A 20370-nucleotide genomic window follows, 5' to 3' on the forward strand; every position below is an offset into this window, starting at 1 on the left:
TCTATAATAATGAAAGACCATAAAAATAAACGGGGTCAAAGACATTGATTTCATTTAAGGATAAGCAATCAATGGGGTCAGAGACATTGATTTGATGTAAGGGGAAAGCAATGCCTTCTCGAGGATACCCAAAAATATAGGAATTAACATGAAACAGATATTAAAAAACGCTTCAATGTTATTGTTATTGATCACATTAACTACAGCCGAAGCCAAGTTGTCTCTTGAACAAGCGGATGACAGCAATGATAAGGATTACCAGGCGTTGATCATTGGACGATGGGTTGAGGACAAAGACCAGCAACAACGATACGAAATGCCCGTTTATATTGAATATTTTGCAGATGGCCGTGCTGTTGCAAAAATATTCGATGAAGAGACTTGTGTCGAGCTAATGGTTTCTAATAGTTATTGGAAAATCCTCAATGGAAATCTCTATTATAAATTTGATTTTGAGACTGATTGGAGTATGGATCGCATCATAAAAATGGCAGAGTCGCATTATGTGTTGCGTTCTAAAGATCAAATGTTGTACAGGAAAAAAGGGAGTTTTTGTGATGATTGATGACATCAAAGTAGAGCTGCCACTGAAACGGATTTGGTCTGTGGCGTTGACTGATGAATGGAAAAACAAACATCCTTAAGCAGCTTTTTGCTAAGTTTAATGGAATGACAGGCAGGTATTGACTATGGATGAACTGATGAGAAAAAAAGATGAAGCTTAATAATAAACTCAACAAGATATATAGTTCGCTGATAATGCTCTTCATGGGGGCAGCTTGGGCCCAAGATGGTGATGACCATGAAATTATGGACATGGAGTACAACAAAACCGTGGTTCCACTGGTCCGTGTAATAGCCAATCCACATGACTTTGATGGTAAGTTGATCACGGTGACTGGTTATTATCATTTGGAAACCCATTTAACAGCCGTGTTTTTAGACCGAGATTCTTGTCTTGGCTACAATACAGAGAGCTCGATCCTGCTGGACAAATCTCTATCGAGAGAAGAATACACTCATTGTGGCCGAATTGATGTGCAAGGTTATTTGAAGCACACACGCGATTATTACGGCATGAGGTACCAATCAGACTTGTATCTCAAGGATACAAAATTTGAAGACTTTAACAAAAAAGAGTCGGAATAGTGGAAATCAATGTGGTCTGAGACACTGACTACTACAAAGGGTTAAATTATTATGGGTACAACAGCTTCTCATATTCATCCGTACAAATGCCATTTGTCTGATATATCTACATTTTCATAAGAATCCGCATCGAATAACAGCCATGCTAATTTTACGGGATCAGAGTCATTGATTAAAAAATAAGGGGAAAGTGATGCCTTCTCGAGCACACCTACGAATAAAGGAATTAACATGAAAGTATTAATGAAAAAAGCCCCTATCATATTGTTATTGCTCACATTAACAACAACCGAAGCCAAGCTGACAAAAGAAGAAACTGATGGTGCCAATGATGAAAAATATCAGTCGCTGATCATTGGCAGGTGGGTTGAGGACAAAGAACAGCAACAAATCATGAATTAACCAGGCTACATTGAGTATTTTGCTGATGGTACTTCCATTGTGAAACTATTCAGAGATGAATCCTGTTCTCAGTCCCAGGAGTTCATAAGTTATTGGAAAATCATGAATGGAAATCTGTATTACAAATCTGCTGATGATGTTGAGTGGAGTCTGGATCGCATCCTTAAAATGACGGATTCCCATTATGTGGTGCGCTCAAAAGAGCAGACCTTTTACCGAAAAAAGGGTACATTTTGTGATGAGTAAAACACAGTATTGCTTTCATTTAATCAACGGTCTAATCACACATCCAAGACGTGTAATTCTGCTTTGAGATTGATCAGGTTTCTTAACCCAAAGCCATCCATGGCCATCCTGTTCCTTTAATAATTAATCAATTACCATCGGGTGCTGGGCATGAAGTGGCGCCTTCGGCGGCGGCTTGTTGGCACAGCAGGGCGTTGTTGTATTGGATTTGGGTGTTGACTTGATTGATGGTTTCAAGCTGTTTGTCCAATTCCGATTGACCCTCCAATGAGGACATGGTCGTAGACACATCTTTGGCGATGCCAGCCAATGCCCCCGTAACGGCTTCTGCCCTGGCTTCAGAATTCCAGGTGAAACTGGTTCTTTGACCAAATTTATTGAATGACATGTTTACCGTTCTGTTTTCGGCGAAAGCCACGCTGAGGCACAGTTTTTCTGGATCACTTAATTGGGGCGCCGGAATGGACTGGGTAGATTCAGTCAGTTTGTCATCATAGAGCGAGCCTTTGGGGGTAATTTGCAGGTCGATGTGGGTTAGGGGTGGAACCAAAATCGACAGTTCGCACGCTTTGAAGTCGACTGATTTGTCACTGGAAGAAATGGTGGCGTTGGTTTGACGGGATTTTTTGCCTGCCCAATTGATTCTCAGGTGCTTCTTAGCGAAGTTGTATTCGGCCGATTTTTCCTTTTCAATGCCATTGAGCTCGGATTTGATCAACCATTTTTCAAAGACATCAGCAAAATCAAATTCAAGTTCCTGTTCCAAATATTCATCTTTCGGGTCATCTAACAATGACACTTGTTCAATGGGTATGTTCTTGGAGAAAGTGAGCGACATCGGTGACGAGGTTCTGATCTTGGAGATCTCGACAGCCAGGGCATCTATGTCTTCTTGAATTTTTTTGGGCGAACTTGGAAAGTTCACAGCCCTCAATATTTGTTGTTGGTCTTTGATGTTGTCTTTGAGGTTTGCAATTGAATTCAGGTGTTTGCTGACATCAGGGTGACACTCGAATCTGATCTTATCGGCTGGAGTCGTGCTATCAGCAAGGGCAGCAACACTGAGGACTTTTGTGGCGAAACTGGCCACATTGGAGATGATGGCTGCGGTTTGGTCTTGGTTGGTTGTATTGATTCCCGCGATCAGACCAGAAGGGTGGGTCGTAACAGTCAATTGTCTTTTCGTTCTGTCCGACCCCAAGTGTTGTCCATGAATCACTCTGGCCACGCCATCGTTACTGGGGATCAGGCTGACATTTAATTTTGGCTCCACTTCAATAGTGGCATGTCCGTTGGGGTTGTTTGTACACCCTTTTAAGATCAAAGTGAGGTCTGCCTTGACAATGGTTTTGGGCAAATAGTACTTGGTGCTGGCCCCAGAACCAGGGTTGGTGGTGGCGCAACCGCTCAGCAGCAATGCAATGACCATGGCTTGTGTGATGAGTTTCATGTTTCCTCCAAATTCAATGGTGTGATGAATCGAAACACTCAGGCTGTGATTTCTAGCCTGTTGTTTCCTGTTTTTCTTCTCGCGTGTCCAGTCGAGCTGTTCACTGTTCATCAAAGTGTTCTTGGGTGGTCATTCCTCTCACTTCGATTTCAAAAAAAGTGCCATTGGCTGAATAGTTATGAATTCATGATCAGATGATTTTGGTTTAAGTGGTGAGATGAATGGTGATTAAGCGACACAACATATTCAGTTGCCGGGTGATGGGTGCTGATTCAAATAGGCTCACAAACACCTGGCTTAATCATTGCAAAAATTGTGGAGGTCAATATGAAAGTGTTTGTTTCCTGGTTTATCATCCAGTGCTTGATTCTGGGCGCTGTTATTTCGCCTGCTTCAGCCCAAAACAACCAACACAATCTGAGGTTTTTGCACCATGCAAATGCGGTGTTATCCGATGCAGATGCAGAGACCATTGCTGCATCTGCCACTTCGGTTCTGGCCACCGACAGTGGTGAGCATGACGTGCCATGCCCAGTAACGATCAATAAAATCGGGCCAGTTAATTCGTTTCCAAACACCGATGGCGTCATTGACAATGCAATGGAGTTTTTTCTGGTGCAACAGGTCAGCGGCCATGTGAAAGTGGTTCGGGCCATCAATTGGTGTGAGAAGACTGGTGCCGCATACTTGGGCTGTGCCAGCATGCCTGGTAATTCTTTGGCCATGGTGAGGTTTTCTCCAGATCAAGATGGCATCTTGATGGCCCATGAGTTTGGACACAATCAAGGATTAGACCACAGGTTGGGCGAATTTAATTTGATGGATAAATCAATTGGACCCACAAGAGTCGGTATCAATCATCAAGAATGTGACGCATTCAAAGGAGATGCCGGAGGAGAAGGCCATGCCGAGTCACCGGTTGCGGGTGCTGTGGCTGAGCCTGAAACCGACACCATGACTTTGATCAAGACGCATTATTTCCATGGCTTTCCAGTGGCAGAGGGCAAAAATATCCCCAAAGAAGACGCCGCAATGATCATTGAGCTTTTGCATGATGAAGGTGAAAAGCAATGGTGGCCCAATGCTTTGGCCGCCTTGGGTCTGATGAATTCAGAACAATCGTTCCAAGCCATCACGGATTTCATGGAACAGGCGACCAGCGATGACTTCAAGGATCCTTTGGTTTTCAGGGCTTTGGCGACCGCGCCGATCGCCCTGGGGTATTATGTAAACGTGTCTCAAGACCAACAAGCCCTTAACTACATGGTCAATGCAGCCACGCCTGAACGCATGACCAAGAACACCGAGTTTCGGAACATGTTGGCAATTGATAATACGGACACTTCAGCCTTGGCAGGCAGCTTTGTGGCTGGTTTGTCACTGGCCGTGACCGAAGGCGATGGGGCACTGGATGCATTGCAAAACATTCGCTTGGAAGTCCAACCAGATCAATTCCCCATATTCGACCAACTCGACCAATCCAAAATCGAATACGAGCGGGTCAAAGAACTGGGCCTAGAGGCTTATCGCTCGCGCAATGATGACAATTGAATTGTGAGTTGCCCACAGGGATGTGGGTAGGGGTTTGTGATTATTAAACTGGCGTAATAATCACAAAGAAAAACCATATTAATGTATTGGAGTATTGTGATATTATTTTCAAAAGTGTGAAAGGAGGGAATTATGAATGTAAAAATTGAAAGGGTATTGACCAGTGAAAAAACTCAAACTGCATTGGTTGTTTGTGCGGTTGTGTTGTTTTTTACACCCTTGTTAATCAGCTTGGTAGGCTTGATTCCAAATGAATATGAATTCCCCAGGGAATTGGCCAATGTATTATTGAATTCTGCCCAGCTTTCAATTGTGATCTTTTTCATTTTGGCGATCATGGCCAATATCAGACTGAAAAACACGGATGTAGCGAGTATTTCCAACACCATACCATCCTTTTTTCAAAGTGGTTCAGAATTTGAAAATCTCGATATCAGATGCCTCAATAGCCGACAGTTCATTGATCAAATTAAGAATGCTGATGTGAAGATCGACAAGCTAAGAATTATCATGAGTTCTCTTGAATCAGTCCAAACATTTTATTGTGGCCATTTGAAGGATTCTCAGAACAAAACAGGTTTGGTGACATGTGAAAAATTTGCTCATAAAGAAATTAAAAAGAACAGAGAAACGGCAGAGAAACAAATCAAAGGACTGATGAAGCAAAATAAGATCGCCAGCTGCGAAATTTATGAAATTGACTCTTTTTGTCTGGACTTTTTTTGCGTGCTTAATAATGGCAAGAAAGCCATGGTCGGGCGTTATTCACCTGACATCAGTCGAGAAGACCTGATTGGTTTGTCTTCCAGATGTTGGTTAGAGGACTTGCCTGCCAGGAAAAATGAGCTGGCCAAAGACTTCAACCTGCTTTGGACATCCTTATCCAAACACAACGCTGCAAAAAAGGTAACCACAGATTGAGCAGTGTTTTTGAAAAGTTAAATCGAAAGATAGAGATTCTTGATTACGATCCTGCTTGGATTGATAAATTTGAGCAAGAAAAGCAAGTCATTGTCTCAGGCATTGATGATCTGCAAGTCATGCACTTTGGCAGCACATCTGTTAAAGGCATGCCAGCTAAGCCGACCATAGACATTGCAGTTGGATACAAGAATCAGGCAGAACAATCAGGTTTGGTGAAATTCCTGATTAATTTGGGTTATGTACATGAACCAAGACTCAAAGAGTTCATGCCAGATCGTGATTTTTTTTGGAAGGGAACTCCTACAAAGCATGAATTTCATATTCACCTGGTTAGTTTCAATGGTGAAACATGGAATAATTTCAAATCATTCAAAAATTTGCTTAGTGAAAATCCAGATGCAGCGAAGGAATATGCCAAGCTGAAGAAAAGTTTGGTTAAGAAAAATGACCACGACATCACTGCTTATGTGGATGGCAAGTTAGACCTTTTTCATCAACTGCTCGAGCAATCAAAAAAATGATGAAGGTTTTGATTATTGGCGGAAGTGGTATTAACGGCCATTACCTGGCGCAAAGATTGGTGTCTGTGGCTGATGTTTATGCGTTGGGAAAAGATGCACCATTCCAGCGCGTAGCGGGGGTGGAATACATCAATCAAGACCTCAATTATATTTCTTCCTCTGAGTCAGAAGCCCTGGATATTTTAAACACGGAATTTGAATGTGTGATCGATTTATGCCAATACGATGTACATGACGCAAAGAGAAACCATGATCTATTTGGTTCTCGCTGCCACCATTACATCGTGGTCAGCACAACATTGGTTTATGACAGAAGAAATCTGCAAGAACAACAGCGGATTTCAGAAACCACCCCCAAAGCGGCTTTGGGTCAATTTGGTGGATATGTTGATGGCAAGATCAGGGTTGAAAATTTTTGGGAGCAGATCAGAGACACGAATTGGACAATATTGAGGCCGTATCACATACTCGGCAAAGGTTCTTTGTTGGGTTGCCTGCCCCTGCATAATCGAGATCATACACTGATACAAAACCTGCAAAATCATCAGCCGCTGACATTGTGTGAGCATGGACAAATTCAATCCACTTTCATCCATTCAAAAGACATCGCAGAGGCAATTTTTCGCCTGATTGGGGAGCCCAAATCTTTCATGCAGAAATTCAATTTAACTCACAACAGCTCTTATCCAGCCGTTGAATACTATGAATGCATTGCTGATATATTGAATGTGCCGCTTCATATCAAGAATATGTCAAGAAAAGTTGTCTGGGAGTCTGGGTATGGGTGGGAAATGACCACGTTTAACCACCAGTACAACTCAGATAAATTGTATGGATTGATTGGGATTGCTCCCCAGTACCACTTGGAAAAATCATTGGCAGAGATTATTCAGTTTAAGCATTTTTTTGAAACAGATGTTCACAACAAAATGAATTTATTGCCACAACCTGAGTGGTGTTGACAGGATGAGGCGATTTAATTTCATCCTCATTACACTGGACAGCTGTCGCTGGGATTCTTTTGAGTTGGCCGATACACCATTTTTTGATTCAACCGGTTTTTTCAAGAAAGCACATTCTCAAGCCACATACACGATGCCATCTCATTTATCCATGTTCAGTGGCATTTTTCCTCATGTTGAGGATCGAATTCCATATTACAACAGGTTCGAAAAGAACTTATTGTGGCTCGTGGAGCCAAGAAAAAACATTGAAGCATTGATTGATTTTGAAAATTGTCCCAAAGACATGATTGAAGGTTTTGGACAAATGGGTATGGATACAGTGGGTGTTGGTGCCATGCAGTGGTTTAAATCTCCCATTTTGACTGAAGGATTTCAACAATTTAACTACACAGGAATTCATGCCAGACAGCAAATTGAATACTTAATGAAATCCATTACAAACGATAAGGCTTTTTTTCATATGTTGAACTTAGGAGAGACTCATGACCCATATGAGTTTGGCGGCCAAGTCAGTCATTCAAATGAAGCCAGATATAAGATGAGAAATCAAGTTGATGTGGGTTTTGACCAGGCTTCATTCGATAAGCAGATTGAATCTGTTCATTTTCTTGATGGTGTGGTTGAGGAATACCTGTCTTTTGTTGCGAGGACATCAGAATTTCCCAGTATCGTCGTGATTTGTTCAGATCATGGTGAGTGTTTTGGAGAAGATGGCATGTATGGACACGGATTTTATCATCCAAAAATCATGGAAGTGCCTTTGGCCATATTCAAAATCGAAAATGGAAAAATCAAATCCATATGAAAAATTTAACCAGCACTTCAGATCAGTTTTCGCTGATTGATGACCGATTGGAGTCGAAGGGGAAGTGGAACAGAGCTGAAAGTCAAAAATTAAAATTATGAGGTAACTAACCGTGAACAAAGAGAAGGCAATGGAAGTGATCATGGAAATCGAATCTGTATTCAAGAACGCTTCAAAAGGTTGGAAGAATGAAGGTGCGTTGAAGGAATTGAAACAGTTATTTATACAACTGAATTCATTGGTTGGCTCCGATATCTATCTTTCAGAGAAGAGTTCGAGTGCAGTTGAGCAATTGGGCATTATTTTCAGTCAACGTAGACATCAAAAGTATGTAAATGGCGTAGATAGTGTCATTCACAATTTCAATGTGGATTTATCAAATCTAAAAAGTTGGATTAACTCCCAGTGCTGAAAGAGGTTTTGTAATTATTCTGATGGATTTTATTCAGACGATACAATGGTGTGATTTTATGTTTCACTTTGTGCCGTATACATTCCATTCACATTAATTACCTCCATCCACAAGCCGATTCGGTATAATCGTTGGCTCTTCTTCATTTAAAGGACTAAATCCATGATGATTCGTTTGGTTTTGTTGCTGTCTTTGTGTGGGGCGTTTGCGGTGCAGGCACAGCAGTTTGTGATTCATGAGTATGAGAAGTTGTATCCCAATTATGGGAGTACTTTGCGCTTGGTGGATTTTAAGGATGGCGAGGAGTTGGCGACATTTGGGCCGATTGAGAGCCGGACGATGAAGCCGGCGTTTTATGACTTTCCGCAGTTGGACCATTATTTGTTGCTCACCGATCAGAAGCGCAAGAAGACCCGTATTTATGTGTTGGAACGAGACACGCTGGCTGTCAGGAAAGAGGTCAATATCGAGCGTTTGACCATTGAGACCAGGGATTTGGCTTCGGACTATTTTTTCCGCTTGGTCAATGACGGCAAATCGCTGGCCGTGGTGTTGGGCAAGCCAAACAAGAAAGAGTTGGTGTTGTTTGATACCCTGAATTATAAGCAAACCGCCAGTTTTCCGATCAACAGCAAGTATTCGGTGGCTGAGCTCAGCGATGATGGGCGTTTTGTTTATTTTAAGGACAACAATTTTTCCAGCCCGAAAAGTTCGCTGGTGGTGGTTGATTTGGCGCAAGAAAAGGTACTGCCTCGGATCAAGCATGGCCGCGGGGAAACCGTGGTTCACAGCTTCAAAAATTACTTGTTGATCAGTCGCAAAATTCTTTTGTCGGAGAAGGACACCACCCGCTATGCGGAGCTCAAAATTTATGATCTGAAGAAGGATGGTGCCCAAGTGGCTGAGCGCATCCTCAGCGACCGTGAACAGCAGTTTGTTGAGTGGGATGGGGGAGAGCAACTGTTGATCGCCAACCGCACCCGCAAGTCGCCCAGGAACATCGAGTTTTACCTGTTGGGCGAACAAGGCTTGAACAAACACCAGGTGCTGGATGTGGACGTGAAGTTGAATGACATGTGGTTTGATGCCGAGTCCAAGCGGATGTTATTGAGTGGTAAAGAAAACATGGCCTTGGTTGATGCCAATGATTGGTCGGTTCAATTGAACAGAAACCTGCCTTTCAATGCCGAAATGGGCCTGCTTAACTCCGCGGGCGACAAGGCTTTTTTGGTCACCAATTCGGGCACCCGCATGCACATGTTGGATGTGGCCAATAACCGCCTGGTGAATGATCTGGGTATTGGCTCAAGCGCCAAACGGGCGGGTAAGATTTTGGGCAAATCGTTGTTGATCGTGGTGTCCTCTACGGTGGGCGGCATTGTGCCAATTCCCATGTCAAGAAAGGGCATCGGCATGCTGTTCAGTCACCAAGAAAACAAACTGTTCGTCCACAACCGAGCGACTCAGGACATCACGGTGTTTGATGCGGTAGATTTCGAGGACAAATACAACATCACCGACATGAAACACGTGATTGGGTTTTACAAATACAACGACGGCAAAACACCCACCATCAACTTCACCGACATGACCACCACCTTGGTCGATGCTGTCAGTGGTGAAGTGATCAAGGAAATTGAGCATGATGAGCTCATGGGTTTTGAATCCGACAAAAAGTGGTTTGTGGTGAACAAAAACAGCCGCGCCCTGCTGTATTCAAGCGAAACCGGTGAAAAGCTGGCATCCATCAAATCCCCCCTGGGGAAAGAAGCCTTTTATGTGGGTGAGTGAGGTGTTGGGGAAGGTGATATGAGGTTTGAGGTATGTCTGTGATTGATGATTTTGTTGAATGGGACAAGTTTCATTTGGATGATTAAATGTGAATGATACGCTCGAAAAATTCCTCAAATCATATGCCAAGACGCTGATTCTATTGGCAGTGGTCATGTTTTTCTTGTCTGGCTGTGGCTTGACTGCAAAGTACAAGCAATATCCTGACGGTGTTGCTGAGACGTTAGCGTTTGAATACATTGAAGGAAACCAATACGAATTAAGGCAGGCAGTGGCTTTTACACGCCATGGTGTTGAGCCAGCGCCTGAAGTTATGCTGGAGCAAGCAGCGCACAATGCAGCATATGAAGTGTGTGGCAGTTTCAGAGCCATCAAGTGGATTCAATTTGAATATTCCGTAACACCCTCTGTTTCGAAGGACTCCATCTACAAGCATCGGGAGTTGATGCAGTCCAAATTCGCCTGTTTGCATGTCGATGAAGCATATGAATATGGCATGAGGAAGACATTCATAGACAACCAAACCATGGAGGTCATCATGATGGCCTATGAGGTTAACTTTGATGAGGGTTTTGACATTGCGAAGTTTTTGGAAGATGAATTCAGTTTTCATGCCCATGCCTTTTGTGAGATCAAAGGGGGCATTGATAATGTTGACTATGACTTGAATGAGGGCGTGCTTGAGTATTCTGCGCCTCAAAGGTTTGGACTGGATGTGTTCAGTTTAGAGGGTTCTGTCAGTTGTGGTGAATAAGTGTCTGATAAATCGAAAATTATCATGCAGGAGCAATTAAGGGTGAGTATGACTTTAAAAATTTGGGGTTTGCTATTTGTTTACTCCCTGCACAAGCTGGTCAATGGGGATTGAATGATGCTGTTTTATGTGTTGTTGATTGCTTGTGCCATTCCTTTGGTGTTTTTGTTGTTTGACTTTTTTAATCAACACAAAGCAAACAAGGAAAAAGAAGCGGTTAGTTCGGCCCCGTTGAGTGATTCAAAACAACAGTCTGAAGAAAAAGGAAGTGATGGTTAAAGATCCAGTCAATCCTTCTAGGGCAGAGCTGCGACAATGGGCTTATGATGCTGAGGCGATGGAGCCGATGCAGGACTTTGATTTGTTAGTGGTTCTTTTGGGGCTCAATGATCTGGTTTTGGCATTTGCGGCGGATGATCAATGCCCCAAGCAAAGGTACTTTTTGGCATGTGCTTATTTGATTGTTGGGGATGCGGTCCGCACTGAATACCGCTCAGAGAGTCGAGATTACATTGACCAATTCCTGGCCGATGCCGGCAATACGCAACATCCCAAGCTGTTGGAGTTGGTCAATCGTTCTGCGGCCTTGATCGCTGATCCTGAATCATTTGATTATGATGATTGGTGTTGTGGTGGTTTGGCCAGGCGTTCAGAGGTTTGAGGTATGGCAATGATTGAAAACAAAAAGGGCATCTTGATGATTCGTGGGTTTTTCTTGGCTTTGTGTGGTGGCTTGTTGTTGTCAAACAGCGTTTGGGCTGAGTTGGCCACGAACAGTGAAGCGAAGCCACTTGAGACCTTCGCGCCTGATTACCCTTTGGAAGCCTTGTTGGATGGTCAGTCGGGCCGGGTTGAATTGTTGTTGAGCATTGATGAGCAGGGGGATGTGGTTTGGGTGGAGGTGGTTGATGCCGAGCCTGCTGGGGTGTTTGAGGGGGCGGCTGTTGCTGCCAGCAAAAAGTATCGCTATGCGCCCAAATTGGATTTTGGCAAACCGATTCCAACAGAAGCCATGGTGACCATCGAATTTGATCCCGAAGCAGCTAACAAATGGTGGGATCCAGCCGCCATTGAGCGGTTGCGTCAAAGGGTGCAAGAAATCCCCTATCACCAAGAATGGGTGGTGTTTACCGATACCGTAACGATTGAGTCCGACATCGAGCCAGCAGATGTGCATGCGGTCGCTTTGTTGTTTGATGATGACCTGATGGCTCTGAATGTAAAGCCAATTATTTGGGGTGACGAGGAAGCGAGACAGCAGATCCCTGATTTTGCGGCGCAATTGAACAACATCATCGACGACGTGCGGGCGCAGTATCAAAAATTCCCCGGTGTGTTTCAGCGGTATCATCATATTTTTTCAGCCAGAAACCACCCGCCGCAGTTGATCAACACCATTGATTCGGTCAATTCAACCAACACCGATAACAACAAAAGCCGCTCTTTTCGCTTAACGATCAATCAAGCCGGCCGGGTTGAGAAATGGGAACCTTTGACCAATGATCGGCGGTACGATTTTCCCTTCATCAAAGACGATGTGGACCAAGAGCTGTCACAATTGAAGTTCATCCCGGCTTACCGAGATGGCCAAGCGGTTGCCAGCACCATCAACATGCATTGGCAAGTCACCTTTATGGAGCCGCGGGCCGTCAAGAAAATTGCGATGGTCAATAACAGGCACCACTCAATGGCTAGAAGCTGGATCAAAGTTGCGGCCCTGATCAATGAAAATGGCGGGGTGGAACAAAGTAAAGTCATCAAAGCATCGGATGATGATTTGATGCCCCTGATGCAAAATTTAATGGACATCCTGATATTTGAAGAACAAGGCCATCTGTCGCAAATCCTGCAAGTGCTGACTTATGGTGGTGATGGGGATTGATGGGTTCAATCTATTGGAGCGTGGACTTGAGTCCACGATATTCGCTGAGTCTTCATTCATACCATGAATTCGCTACGATTTAGAAATCCGGCTTTGGGTATTTATAGACTGATGAAAATGGGTCCCCGGGTCAAGCCCGAGGACGATGGGTTAGTATACATTTGGAGCGTGGACTTCAGTCCACGTGATTGTTGCGGGCAGCTGATGTCTGCCGATGAAGTCAAAGGGGTCAGAGTCATTGATTTAAAATGTAACTTAAGGAATCTCTATGAAAAATTTGATCAGCATCATAATATTTTTATTGTTGTCATTTGTGGTTTCAGCAAAGTCTGAGACGGATGGTTCTGAATCACCGCGGGTTTATAAAGTCACCCGTGAGCAAATGATCAGAAGTGAGATTCCTCCAGAACACGGGTTTCGTGTGTTCGCGACAGGTCTTCCGTTCACAAACGGGGATGAGACATTCGAAGAAATTATTAATAAAATCAATAAGACAGACAATAAAATTTTAAAACAGTCTGAAGAGGTGTTATTGGTTCAAAGTTATGACAAAGACTTTGCCACTGGAGAGTTGAGCCCAGGTTTTAAAATTCGATATGAGTTTAAAGATGGAAAGTTGGTTAGAGGGCCTGTTTTACATGATTCTGAGGAATGAGATTATACTCAATAGATGATTTCGTTTAGGAAAACCTCGATTGAAACCATTGCTGAACTTTCGATTTTTCTCACCAAACCAGTTATTATCTTCCAGTTTTTGTTTGGCTTTATACGCTTCATGCTGCTCAATCCCATCCTTACAAACCGCGTTTCCTCAGGGCCCAGGTCAACATGAGCAGCCAATCATACAGTCATCGAGGCATGGTGGCCGAGTTCAGAGTCACGGATGCAACCATTGAGATTGATGTGCGCATCAAGGGCTGGGTCAGGCGCAGGCATTATCAACTGGTGTTCCATGCCAGTACGACGGATCAACTCAGGTCGGCTTTGCTGTCTGGTTTGGATGCGTCGTCTTATCAGGAGTTGGCCGACAATTGGATGGTCAAAGTTGAGAATGTGAGCTGGCGGATGTTTGGTTTTCACCGAACCCATCGCTTTCCTGAACCGGTTGAATTCCCTGTGTTGGCTTATGCCGATGAAATCAGTCTGATGGGGATGAAGCAAAAGAAATCTCGGCCTCAAACGCAAATCACCGATGCTTTTATCGGTCACCGCAAGGGTGAAAAGTACCTGTTGTTGCGGGTGGGTCGGTATGTTTCGTCAGGCATTGGAAACAACAGTGGCAGCACGCCAGACACGGCGGTGATGCCTTTGAGTTTGCTTAATGGGTTGTTGAAAGTGCTGTAGTTTTTGGTTCTTGGGTTGTGTTGACACACCCCTCGGTCCCCTCTCGCCTACATGGATGTAGGTGTGCCGCGTGAGCAGGACGCGTAAGCGGCCGACTACAAGGATGTAAGCGTGCCGAGCTAGCTCGGAGCGATATCGGCCAAGATGGGAAGTGGGACACACATCGTTTTCCCTCTTGGTCTCAAACACTCGCTTATATGTAATCCCGGTTGCCTTTGAGGAAGGTGAAGTAGACTTTTTGGTGGGTCCAAAGCCAGGGTGGTTTGTTGGGGTTGCGTTTTAAGTCTTCGCGGGCCCTTTCATCCCGCCATATGGGTGACCAATAGAGGAAGACATTGACTGAGTATTTGACGTTCATTTTGAGGATGAATATGTTGTGGATGCTGACTGACTCGGGGATGGAGGGGAAATTTTGTTGGATGAATTCCTCGGGGTTGCCAGCAACCTTATAGTTCTGATGTTGGTGGGTGTTCACCAGAATCAGATAAGCGGGTTCGAGTGGTTGGCTTTGTTCGGTCTTGAAGTTGGCATAAGCGGCTGATCTGGCCCTTCTGGCTGGCACAGATACGATGAATGTGGCATTTTTGTCGTGCTTCTCAACTTGGTAGAATTCAAAAATTCTGTTGCGCGGCTCTGAACCTCGATCACTGAGGCCCACATAAGCACCTTGATAAATTTTAATGCCGTCATTCAAGTCAAACCGGGCTGACAGGTCTTCGCGGTGATTGGCATCTTTGGACATTTCGGTGAATATGGAGAGGTAGAAAAACCCCCACAAAGCCAAGCCAGTGAGGGGTGCCGAGAGGATGGTCCACATGATGGCTTTGAATTTTTTCTTGATCAAGAATGTGATGATGAGCACGACGAGAATGGGTGACAGGTATATTGTCGCCACCATGGTGAAATAGATAAACTGTTGGAATAGGTCCATTGGCATGTTTTTTCTCCTGGGCTGTTTGGTTGAAATGGTTCGCAGTTTCTGTGCTTATCTGTGCATTGTAAGTCTGGTTCAGTTTTTTCGCACGGCTGGGGTTGCTTGGTGTCATGGATTGCTACTTTGTGTCAATGGTGTGGTTTTTTCGGCAGAATTGAGTTGGCGCAGACGTCGACTGAAGTCGACGCTCCAGAGGTCTTATGGGTGTTGCAGTTCCTTAGAAAATGGCTCTGTGCTTTTCACACCCCTCGATCCCCTCTCGCCTACAAGGATGTAGGTGTGCCGAGTTAGCTCGGAGTGATATCGGCTAAGAGGTAACACACCCCTCAGTCCCCTATCTGCTGATTCAGCTCCGAGCTCGCTCGAATGACGTCGACTGAAGTCGACGCTCCAGGGGGCGCTGTCTTTTGGTGATTTCAAGTGGTTTGTTTGGGGTGATGGGCAGAGTTCTTTGGTCAAATCTGAAATGTTTCATTTTGTATAAACAATGTTCCCAATGTCTTTCTGGCGGTGGTTTGGCTGGTGTGGTTTGGTTCACAATGGCGGTGAATTGAGTGGTGTGTTGCTTTGTGGCTTTTATGGCGGCGATCACAACACCGCATAAAAAACCAAGCAAAAGGGAGTGTCTGATGAAATTACATTGTGGTTTATTGATTTTATTTTCTCATCAACTGGTGGCATCCGATTGGGTGTCAAGGGGTGGTGATTCTTATTTGGAGTATGTTGACTTTGTTTCCAATGATGGGGTGGTACAAATTGAAGAGAGCCCATCTGGGGATTTTGTTTATGCGGGCACCAGTTTGTCAGGTAATGACGCGGTAGACACCATCACGGTTTATTCGAAGAATCCGGCCAATGGCGCATTGACTGAAGCGTTTGCGTACACCCAAGGGGTGGCTGGGGTGGACGGCTTAACGGGCATCAACGACATTCAAATCACCCTTGACAACAGTTGTTTGTATGTTTCCTCTCTTAAGTTCATTGTGCCATTCGATCAAGATGGTCATTTGGCTGCTTTCAGAGTGGACTCAGTATCCGGTTCACTGTCTTTTGTGGAGGCCATAGACCGGTTGGATCCCAGCAATGGGAATTTCACTGCGCCCTATAAAATTGCCTTGAGCAGTGACAACCGTTTTCTTTACATGGCGGTTTCCAGTGAAGTGATGGTTTTCAGTGTGGATGTGACTGATTGTCAGTTAACTTATGTGACTAAATACGCCATATCGGGCGGTGGCTTCGGTTCTGATTTGGTTTTTGACCAGTCCGAGGATCACCTCTATGTCACGTTGGGTACCACTGGACCACCCAATTCTGGCGGGGTGGTGATGTTTGCCAGGGATCAAATGACCGGGTTGTTGACGCCGTCAGAGGAATACATCAATGGTGAAGACGGCATCGTCGATCTGGAGAATCCTGTGGATCTCCTGCTGTCAGGGGATGGCCGGTATTTATATGCTTTGGCTTATGACCGTGATGCGGTGGTGGTATTCACGGTTGATCAACTGACCAGCGAACTGACTTATGATGCCAGTTATGTCAATTTAACCAATGGTATCTCTGGTTTGATTCAACCCCGACGCATGGCCATGAGTCCAGACCAGGACTATTTGGTGATCGCCACTCAATGGGACTACAACCTGGTGGTCTTCAGCAGGGATCAGCAAGACGGTTCTTTGGTGTATGAATCGGCTTATTACGATGGTCAAAATGGATTTGATCACATGCTTGGTCTCAGTGACATTTTACTGAGCCAAGATGGATTCTTGTATACCACGGCCGTGATCGACAACGCCATTCAAATCATCAACACCCACCCCGAAATCGATGATGTCATATTCCGGGATGGGTTCGATTGATGCAGGTGGCAATTGGGGTTTAACCCAGGGATGGGTGGGCAGTGATCAGGGACGATCATTGTTTTGAAAGTGTACAATGATCTGGGGTGATCACTTCGGCGGGCCCAGCGACCTTGCTAAGAGGTGGCTGGGCTTGGTCGAAGCCAGGATCAGGAGGCGAAGATCAGGGGAGGTCGCAACGGATTCATTATCCTGCTCACAGGAAACAGGGCTATTGATTATTGATGCCAGCCATTCAATAATCGTTTCATGACTGATCAATCAACAACCAGCAATCAGCCATCGCCAACCCTGTTGGATGGCATCAAAGTATTGGATTTGAGCCGCATTTTGGCGGGTCCTTGGGCGACGCAAGCCTTGGCAGATTTTGGGGCGACGGTGTGGAAAATTGAGAAACCAGGGGTGGGGGATGACACCCGACATTGGGGTCCGCCATATTTGGCTGGTGGCTCGGATGAGGCTGCGCTGTCGGCCTATTTTCTGGCGGCCAACCGGGGCAAGCACTCGGTGTGCATCGACCTCACCCAGCAGCGGGGACAGGACTTGGTCATTGCGCTGGCGCGGCAGGCCGATGTGTTGGTGGAAAACTTCAAGGTGGGCGGTCTAAAGCGGTATGGCTTGGATTATGTCAGCCTGAGCCGAATCAATCCGGGTTTGGTTTATTGTTCCATCACCGGCTTTGGGCAAACCGGGCCACAAGCCAATGCCGCGGGTTACGATGCCATGATTCAGGCCAGTGGTGGTTTGATGAGCGTCACCGGCGAGCCCGCAGCGGCCGGTGGTCAAGCGCAAAAAGTCGGCGTGGCGGTGACGGATCTGATGACTGGCATGTATGCCACCACCGGCATTTTGGCGGCCTTACACCAACGCCAGGCAACGGGTGTAGGACAACACATTGATTTGGCCTTGTTGGACACACAAATCGCCATGTTGGCCAATCAGGGCATGAATTACTTGGTCAGTGGGCAGGTGCCTGAGCGGCATGGCAATGGCCACCCGAACATCGTGCCCTACCAGACGTTCCCCTGCGCCGATGGCGAGGTTTTCTTGGCTGTTGGCAACGATGAGCAGTTTGCCCGGGCTTGTTCGGTACTGGGGCTGGATGAATTGGCCCAAAACGACCGATTCAGCAGCAACCACCAGAGGGTGGCCAACCGCAACCGTTTGATTCCCTTGTTGGCCCAAGCGTTGTTGACTCAAGGCGTTGGGCATTGGCTTGAACACTTCAACCAGTCTGGGGTGCCGTGTGGGCCAGTGAATGACATTGGCCAAGCCATGGCTCAGCCGCAAGTCAAGCACCGCCAGATGTTGTTTGAGATGGTTGATGAGAACAGCCGTCAGATCCCACAAATTGCCAATCCACTGAAGTTCTCAGCAGCGGCCTTGTCATACCCTTTGCCGCCACCGGTTTTGGGTGGTTCAACCAGGCAAGTTTTGTCTGAAGAATTGGGGTTGTCTGAGGGTGAGTTGGCGAATTTGTTGGCGGATGGGGTGATTGCATAATTCCTTCTTGGTGGCGAAGGTCAATGCTTTGTCATATCGGTCTGCGCCAGGATCACGAAATGTTGTCATCTCGAGAGAACGCAGTGAGTGGAGAGATCTCGTGATTGTTTTGAGATCCCTCGGCTGCGCTCGGGATGACGTCGACTGAAGTCGACGCTCCAGGGGGTGTTTGGGCGTTTCTGTTATCTTGGAAATGGTTCTGTGGATTAACACACCCCTCGATCCCCTCTCGGCCGATTCCGCTCCAAGCTCTCTCGGCACACCTACATCCATGTAGGCGAGAGGGGAAGCAGATTGCAGATCATTGGAGCTTGGCCTTCTGGCTACTTTGGCGTGATCAGCGGCGTTTTTTGTAGAGGTGTTTAACGTCGTGGTCGGCGTGGTGGTCGAGGATTTCGTCCAGTTTGCGGCCGATTTTGGTGCACATTTTGATTTGTTCCAAGCGGGACCAGGTGGCGCGTTCGCCTTCGAATACCAGCTCTTTGATTTCATCTGAATTGAGTTGTCCCAGCAGTTTTTGTGGGTTAACGAAACTGAAGCTGGGGACGATGTTGATGTCGCCTTTGTATTCTTGGGCCACCGCAGAGTGGATGATGCCCATGGCCTGACCGATCTTGGGCAGTTTTCGCAGGTAGCGTCGGCTGATGTATTCGCCGCCTTTCAGCATTTCATGGGAGGATACCCTGACGACGTTTTTGATGCCATCTGGAACGGGTAAATAGTCTTCGCCTTTCATGATGGCCAATGACAAGGGGTTGGCCTGACTGACGATATAATGATTCACACCGTACAATCTGGCCAATCTTTTGGCCGGCAAATCATCGGTCACCGCGCCGTCAACCCACAAACGGTGCTCCAAATAGGGTTGGGCTTCACCGTAGACGTTTTTGGCCATCAGCATCACCGGTTCGAAGATGCTGGGCACCGCACAGGACGCCATGACTGCGGAGCGCACAAACACATTGGGCGAGGTGATGGCATTCATCAGCCTGGATTTTTGGTGTTCTTCATAAGGGGCGATGGTGATGCTGATTTGGCGACCGGTTTTTTCATAGGCTTCCTGAAAAGTCAGGTCAGGAATGATGGCCTCCAGCAGCAACTTCAATGACTCAGAATCGGTCTGCTTGCGGATCAAGCGCCTGCGGTATTGATCAATTTCATCTTGTAGCGGGTCCAGCTTGGTGGAGCCATGCACCAGGGCCTCGAGTTCTTCATCCGTGCGGGTGCCCAGCAAGGCCGCAGAGATGGAGCCGGCGCTGGAGCCGGAGATGACATTGGGAATCAAATCGTGTTCAAACAATGACTTGATCACGCCGCGGTGAAAATGTCCCAGGGAGCCGGCACCGCTGAGCATCAGGGCAGAGCGGCCGAAACAATGGCTGGCGCGTTGAAAAAAGTCCAATTTGTCTTGGCCAGTGATGTCTTTGGTTTCGGGGATGGTGGCGATGTGTTCCAGGGCATCGACAATTTCATTCACGTAGTCAATGATCAATTGTTTGGTGCCGAATTTGGCGAGTTCATAGAGTTTGGCTTTGCCCATGCCGCCTTGGTTGCCGTGGATGCCTTCATTCAGGGCGAACAACAGGCCCACGTCATCCCGTTCTTTTCTGAGATTCTTCAGGACATTGAGCCGGGTGCGGATGTTTCGGTAATCATAAGAGTTCGATTCTTCTTTGTGCTTCCAAGCTTCAAAGCCAGAGATCGCATCGTGCTTCAACGCCGAATCTTTCCATTCTGCGTGGCTTTTGGCGCGGTGCATCTTGAACTCAAGATACCGGAGGGAGATTGTGTCGTTGACTGAAATCATCGGGTTGGTCCAGGTCCATCATCTGATTGGTATGCCATTATAAATGATGTGAGTTGATTTTGGGATTGGGGAGT

Annotated in this window: 22 protein-coding genes; 18 read left to right on the plus strand and 4 right to left on the minus strand. The window is 46.0% G+C overall.

The genetic code is table 11. The features are described from left to right. Positions 1 to 148 precede the first annotated feature (148 nt). The 3 genes from K7G70_RS11430 to K7G70_RS11440 all read left to right on the plus strand — a co-directional run bounded on the left by K7G70_RS11430 (position 149) and on the right by K7G70_RS11440 (position 1551). On the plus strand, positions 149 to 565 hold the full coding sequence (locus tag K7G70_RS11430; RefSeq protein WP_223788782.1) for a hypothetical protein: 417 nt from the start codon (positions 149 to 151) through the stop codon (positions 563 to 565). A gap of 149 nt (positions 566 to 714) precedes the next feature. Beyond that, positions 715 to 1149 carry a hypothetical protein gene (locus K7G70_RS11435; RefSeq protein ID WP_223788783.1) on the plus strand — a complete coding sequence of 145 codons (435 nt, stop codon included), beginning with the start codon at positions 715 to 717 and terminating at the stop codon, positions 1147 to 1149. Between the two features lie 231 nt (positions 1150 to 1380). Next, positions 1381 to 1551 (plus strand): hypothetical protein, encoded by a 171-nt coding sequence (locus tag K7G70_RS11440; protein ID WP_223788784.1) that lies wholly within the window; start codon positions 1381 to 1383, stop codon positions 1549 to 1551. Positions 1552 to 1924: 373 nt separating this feature from the next. Here K7G70_RS11440 and K7G70_RS11445 read toward each other — a convergent pair whose 3' ends face one another. Beyond that, positions 1925 to 3247: a hypothetical protein gene (locus K7G70_RS11445; RefSeq protein ID WP_223788785.1), complete on the minus strand. Its 1323-nt coding sequence runs from the start codon at positions 3245 to 3247 to the stop codon at positions 1925 to 1927. Between the two features lie 272 nt (positions 3248 to 3519). Further along, complete coding sequence (locus tag K7G70_RS11450) at positions 3520 to 3972, minus strand: hypothetical protein (RefSeq protein WP_223788786.1); 453 nt, start codon at positions 3970 to 3972, stop codon at positions 3520 to 3522. Between K7G70_RS11450 and K7G70_RS11455 the strand changes: the two genes are divergently transcribed. The 13 genes from K7G70_RS11455 (at position 3890) to K7G70_RS11515 (ending at position 14196) form a co-directional block, all read left to right on the plus strand. Beyond that, a complete protein-coding gene (locus K7G70_RS11455) occupies positions 3890 to 4798 on the plus strand; it encodes a hypothetical protein (protein WP_431310026.1) in 909 nt (302 codons plus the stop codon). The genes K7G70_RS11450 and K7G70_RS11455 overlap by 83 nt on opposite strands. 132 nt (positions 4799 to 4930) lie before the next feature. Next, positions 4931 to 5719 carry a hypothetical protein gene (locus tag K7G70_RS11460; RefSeq protein ID WP_223788788.1) on the plus strand — a complete coding sequence of 263 codons (789 nt, stop codon included), beginning with the start codon at positions 4931 to 4933 and terminating at the stop codon, positions 5717 to 5719. Further along, positions 5716 to 6243: a GrpB family protein gene (locus K7G70_RS11465; RefSeq protein WP_223788789.1), complete on the plus strand. Its 528-nt coding sequence runs from the start codon at positions 5716 to 5718 to the stop codon at positions 6241 to 6243. Before K7G70_RS11460 ends, K7G70_RS11465 begins: the two co-directional genes overlap by 4 nt. Next, positions 6243 to 7205: an NAD-dependent epimerase/dehydratase family protein gene (locus tag K7G70_RS11470; protein ID WP_223788790.1), complete on the plus strand. Its 963-nt coding sequence runs from the start codon at positions 6243 to 6245 to the stop codon at positions 7203 to 7205. Before K7G70_RS11465 ends, K7G70_RS11470 begins: the two co-directional genes overlap by 1 nt. A 4-nt stretch (positions 7206 to 7209) precedes the next feature. After that, a complete protein-coding gene (locus K7G70_RS11475) occupies positions 7210 to 8013 on the plus strand; it encodes a sulfatase-like hydrolase/transferase (RefSeq protein ID WP_223788791.1) in 804 nt (267 codons plus the stop codon). A 112-nt stretch (positions 8014 to 8125) separates the two neighbouring features. After that, positions 8126 to 8425: a hypothetical protein gene (locus tag K7G70_RS11480; protein ID WP_223788792.1), complete on the plus strand. Its 300-nt coding sequence runs from the start codon at positions 8126 to 8128 to the stop codon at positions 8423 to 8425. A gap of 162 nt (positions 8426 to 8587) precedes the next feature. After that, positions 8588 to 10216, plus strand: coding sequence for a YncE family protein (locus K7G70_RS11485; protein ID WP_223788793.1), 1629 nt, complete (start codon positions 8588 to 8590; stop codon positions 10214 to 10216). An 88-nt stretch (positions 10217 to 10304) separates the two neighbouring features. Next, positions 10305 to 10970, plus strand: coding sequence for a hypothetical protein (locus tag K7G70_RS11490; protein WP_223788794.1), 666 nt, complete (start codon positions 10305 to 10307; stop codon positions 10968 to 10970). Between the two features lie 114 nt (positions 10971 to 11084). Then, on the plus strand, positions 11085 to 11249 hold the full coding sequence (locus tag K7G70_RS11495) for a hypothetical protein (RefSeq protein ID WP_223788795.1): 165 nt from the start codon (positions 11085 to 11087) through the stop codon (positions 11247 to 11249). Further along, a complete protein-coding gene (locus K7G70_RS11500) occupies positions 11242 to 11631 on the plus strand; it encodes a hypothetical protein (RefSeq protein ID WP_223788796.1) in 390 nt (129 codons plus the stop codon). The genes K7G70_RS11495 and K7G70_RS11500 overlap by 8 nt, the downstream gene beginning before the upstream one ends. Before the next feature lie 9 nt (positions 11632 to 11640). Next, complete coding sequence (locus tag K7G70_RS11505) at positions 11641 to 12852, plus strand: energy transducer TonB (protein ID WP_223788797.1); 1212 nt, start codon at positions 11641 to 11643, stop codon at positions 12850 to 12852. Between the two features lie 268 nt (positions 12853 to 13120). Next, the gene (locus tag K7G70_RS11510) at positions 13121 to 13507 is read left to right on the plus strand and encodes a hypothetical protein (RefSeq protein ID WP_223788798.1); all 387 of its coding nucleotides are present in this window, start codon (positions 13121 to 13123) and stop codon (positions 13505 to 13507) included. Between the two features lie 173 nt (positions 13508 to 13680). Then, a complete protein-coding gene (locus tag K7G70_RS11515; RefSeq protein ID WP_223788799.1) occupies positions 13681 to 14196 on the plus strand; it encodes a hypothetical protein in 516 nt (171 codons plus the stop codon). 193 nt (positions 14197 to 14389) lie between these two features. Here K7G70_RS11515 and K7G70_RS11520 read toward each other — a convergent pair whose 3' ends face one another. After that, a complete protein-coding gene (locus K7G70_RS11520) occupies positions 14390 to 15133 on the minus strand; it encodes a hypothetical protein (protein ID WP_223788800.1) in 744 nt (247 codons plus the stop codon). Positions 15134 to 15759: 626 nt separating this feature from the next. On the opposite strand from K7G70_RS11520, the gene K7G70_RS11525 reads away from it, so the two are divergent. Then, positions 15760 to 16986 carry a lactonase family protein gene (locus K7G70_RS11525; protein ID WP_223788801.1) on the plus strand — a complete coding sequence of 409 codons (1227 nt, stop codon included), beginning with the start codon at positions 15760 to 15762 and terminating at the stop codon, positions 16984 to 16986. 249 nt (positions 16987 to 17235) lie between these two features. Then, positions 17236 to 18489 (plus strand): CaiB/BaiF CoA transferase family protein, encoded by a 1254-nt coding sequence (locus tag K7G70_RS11530; protein WP_223788802.1) that lies wholly within the window; start codon positions 17236 to 17238, stop codon positions 18487 to 18489. A 337-nt stretch (positions 18490 to 18826) separates the two neighbouring features. On the opposite strand, the gene K7G70_RS11535 is transcribed toward K7G70_RS11530, so the two are convergent. Beyond that, positions 18827 to 20296 carry a DUF3336 domain-containing protein gene (locus K7G70_RS11535; protein ID WP_223788803.1) on the minus strand — a complete coding sequence of 490 codons (1470 nt, stop codon included), beginning with the start codon at positions 20294 to 20296 and terminating at the stop codon, positions 18827 to 18829. Positions 20297 to 20370 lie beyond the last annotated feature (74 nt).

The sequence above is a fragment of the Marinicella meishanensis genome (genome assembly GCF_019931145.1).
Lineage (GTDB): Bacteria > Pseudomonadota > Gammaproteobacteria > Xanthomonadales > Marinicellaceae > Marinicella > Marinicella meishanensis.

Excerpts from the sequence above, each read along its gene's own strand:
- K7G70_RS11500 (WP_223788796.1), top strand. The coding sequence starts at position 11,242 with ATGGTTAAAGATCCAGTCAATCCTTCTAGGGCAGAGCTGCGACAATGG.
- K7G70_RS11475 (WP_223788791.1), top strand. The coding sequence starts at position 7,210 with ATGAGGCGATTTAATTTCATCCTCATTACACTGGACAGCTGTCGCTGG.
- K7G70_RS11520 (WP_223788800.1), bottom strand. The coding sequence starts at position 15,133 with ATGCCAATGGACCTATTCCAACAGTTTATCTATTTCACCATGGTGGCG.
- K7G70_RS11535 (WP_223788803.1), bottom strand. The coding sequence starts at position 20,296 with ATGATTTCAGTCAACGACACAATCTCCCTCCGGTATCTTGAGTTCAAG.
- K7G70_RS11470 (WP_223788790.1), top strand. The coding sequence starts at position 6,243 with ATGAAGGTTTTGATTATTGGCGGAAGTGGTATTAACGGCCATTACCTG.
- K7G70_RS11510 (WP_223788798.1), top strand. The coding sequence starts at position 13,121 with ATGAAAAATTTGATCAGCATCATAATATTTTTATTGTTGTCATTTGTG.
- K7G70_RS11450 (WP_223788786.1), bottom strand. The coding sequence starts at position 3,972 with ATGGCCAAAGAATTACCAGGCATGCTGGCACAGCCCAAGTATGCGGCA.
- K7G70_RS11460 (WP_223788788.1), top strand. The coding sequence starts at position 4,931 with ATGAATGTAAAAATTGAAAGGGTATTGACCAGTGAAAAAACTCAAACT.
- K7G70_RS11440 (WP_223788784.1), top strand. The coding sequence starts at position 1,381 with ATGAAAGTATTAATGAAAAAAGCCCCTATCATATTGTTATTGCTCACA.
- K7G70_RS11430 (WP_223788782.1), top strand. The coding sequence starts at position 149 with ATGAAACAGATATTAAAAAACGCTTCAATGTTATTGTTATTGATCACA.
- K7G70_RS11525 (WP_223788801.1), top strand. The coding sequence starts at position 15,760 with ATGAAATTACATTGTGGTTTATTGATTTTATTTTCTCATCAACTGGTG.
- K7G70_RS11445 (WP_223788785.1), bottom strand. The coding sequence starts at position 3,247 with ATGAAACTCATCACACAAGCCATGGTCATTGCATTGCTGCTGAGCGGT.
- K7G70_RS11515 (WP_223788799.1), top strand. The coding sequence starts at position 13,681 with ATGAGCAGCCAATCATACAGTCATCGAGGCATGGTGGCCGAGTTCAGA.
- K7G70_RS11495 (WP_223788795.1), top strand. The coding sequence starts at position 11,085 with ATGATGCTGTTTTATGTGTTGTTGATTGCTTGTGCCATTCCTTTGGTG.
- K7G70_RS11435 (WP_223788783.1), top strand. The coding sequence starts at position 715 with ATGAAGCTTAATAATAAACTCAACAAGATATATAGTTCGCTGATAATG.
- K7G70_RS11530 (WP_223788802.1), top strand. The coding sequence starts at position 17,236 with ATGACTGATCAATCAACAACCAGCAATCAGCCATCGCCAACCCTGTTG.
- K7G70_RS11505 (WP_223788797.1), top strand. The coding sequence starts at position 11,641 with ATGATTGAAAACAAAAAGGGCATCTTGATGATTCGTGGGTTTTTCTTG.
- K7G70_RS11485 (WP_223788793.1), top strand. The coding sequence starts at position 8,588 with ATGATGATTCGTTTGGTTTTGTTGCTGTCTTTGTGTGGGGCGTTTGCG.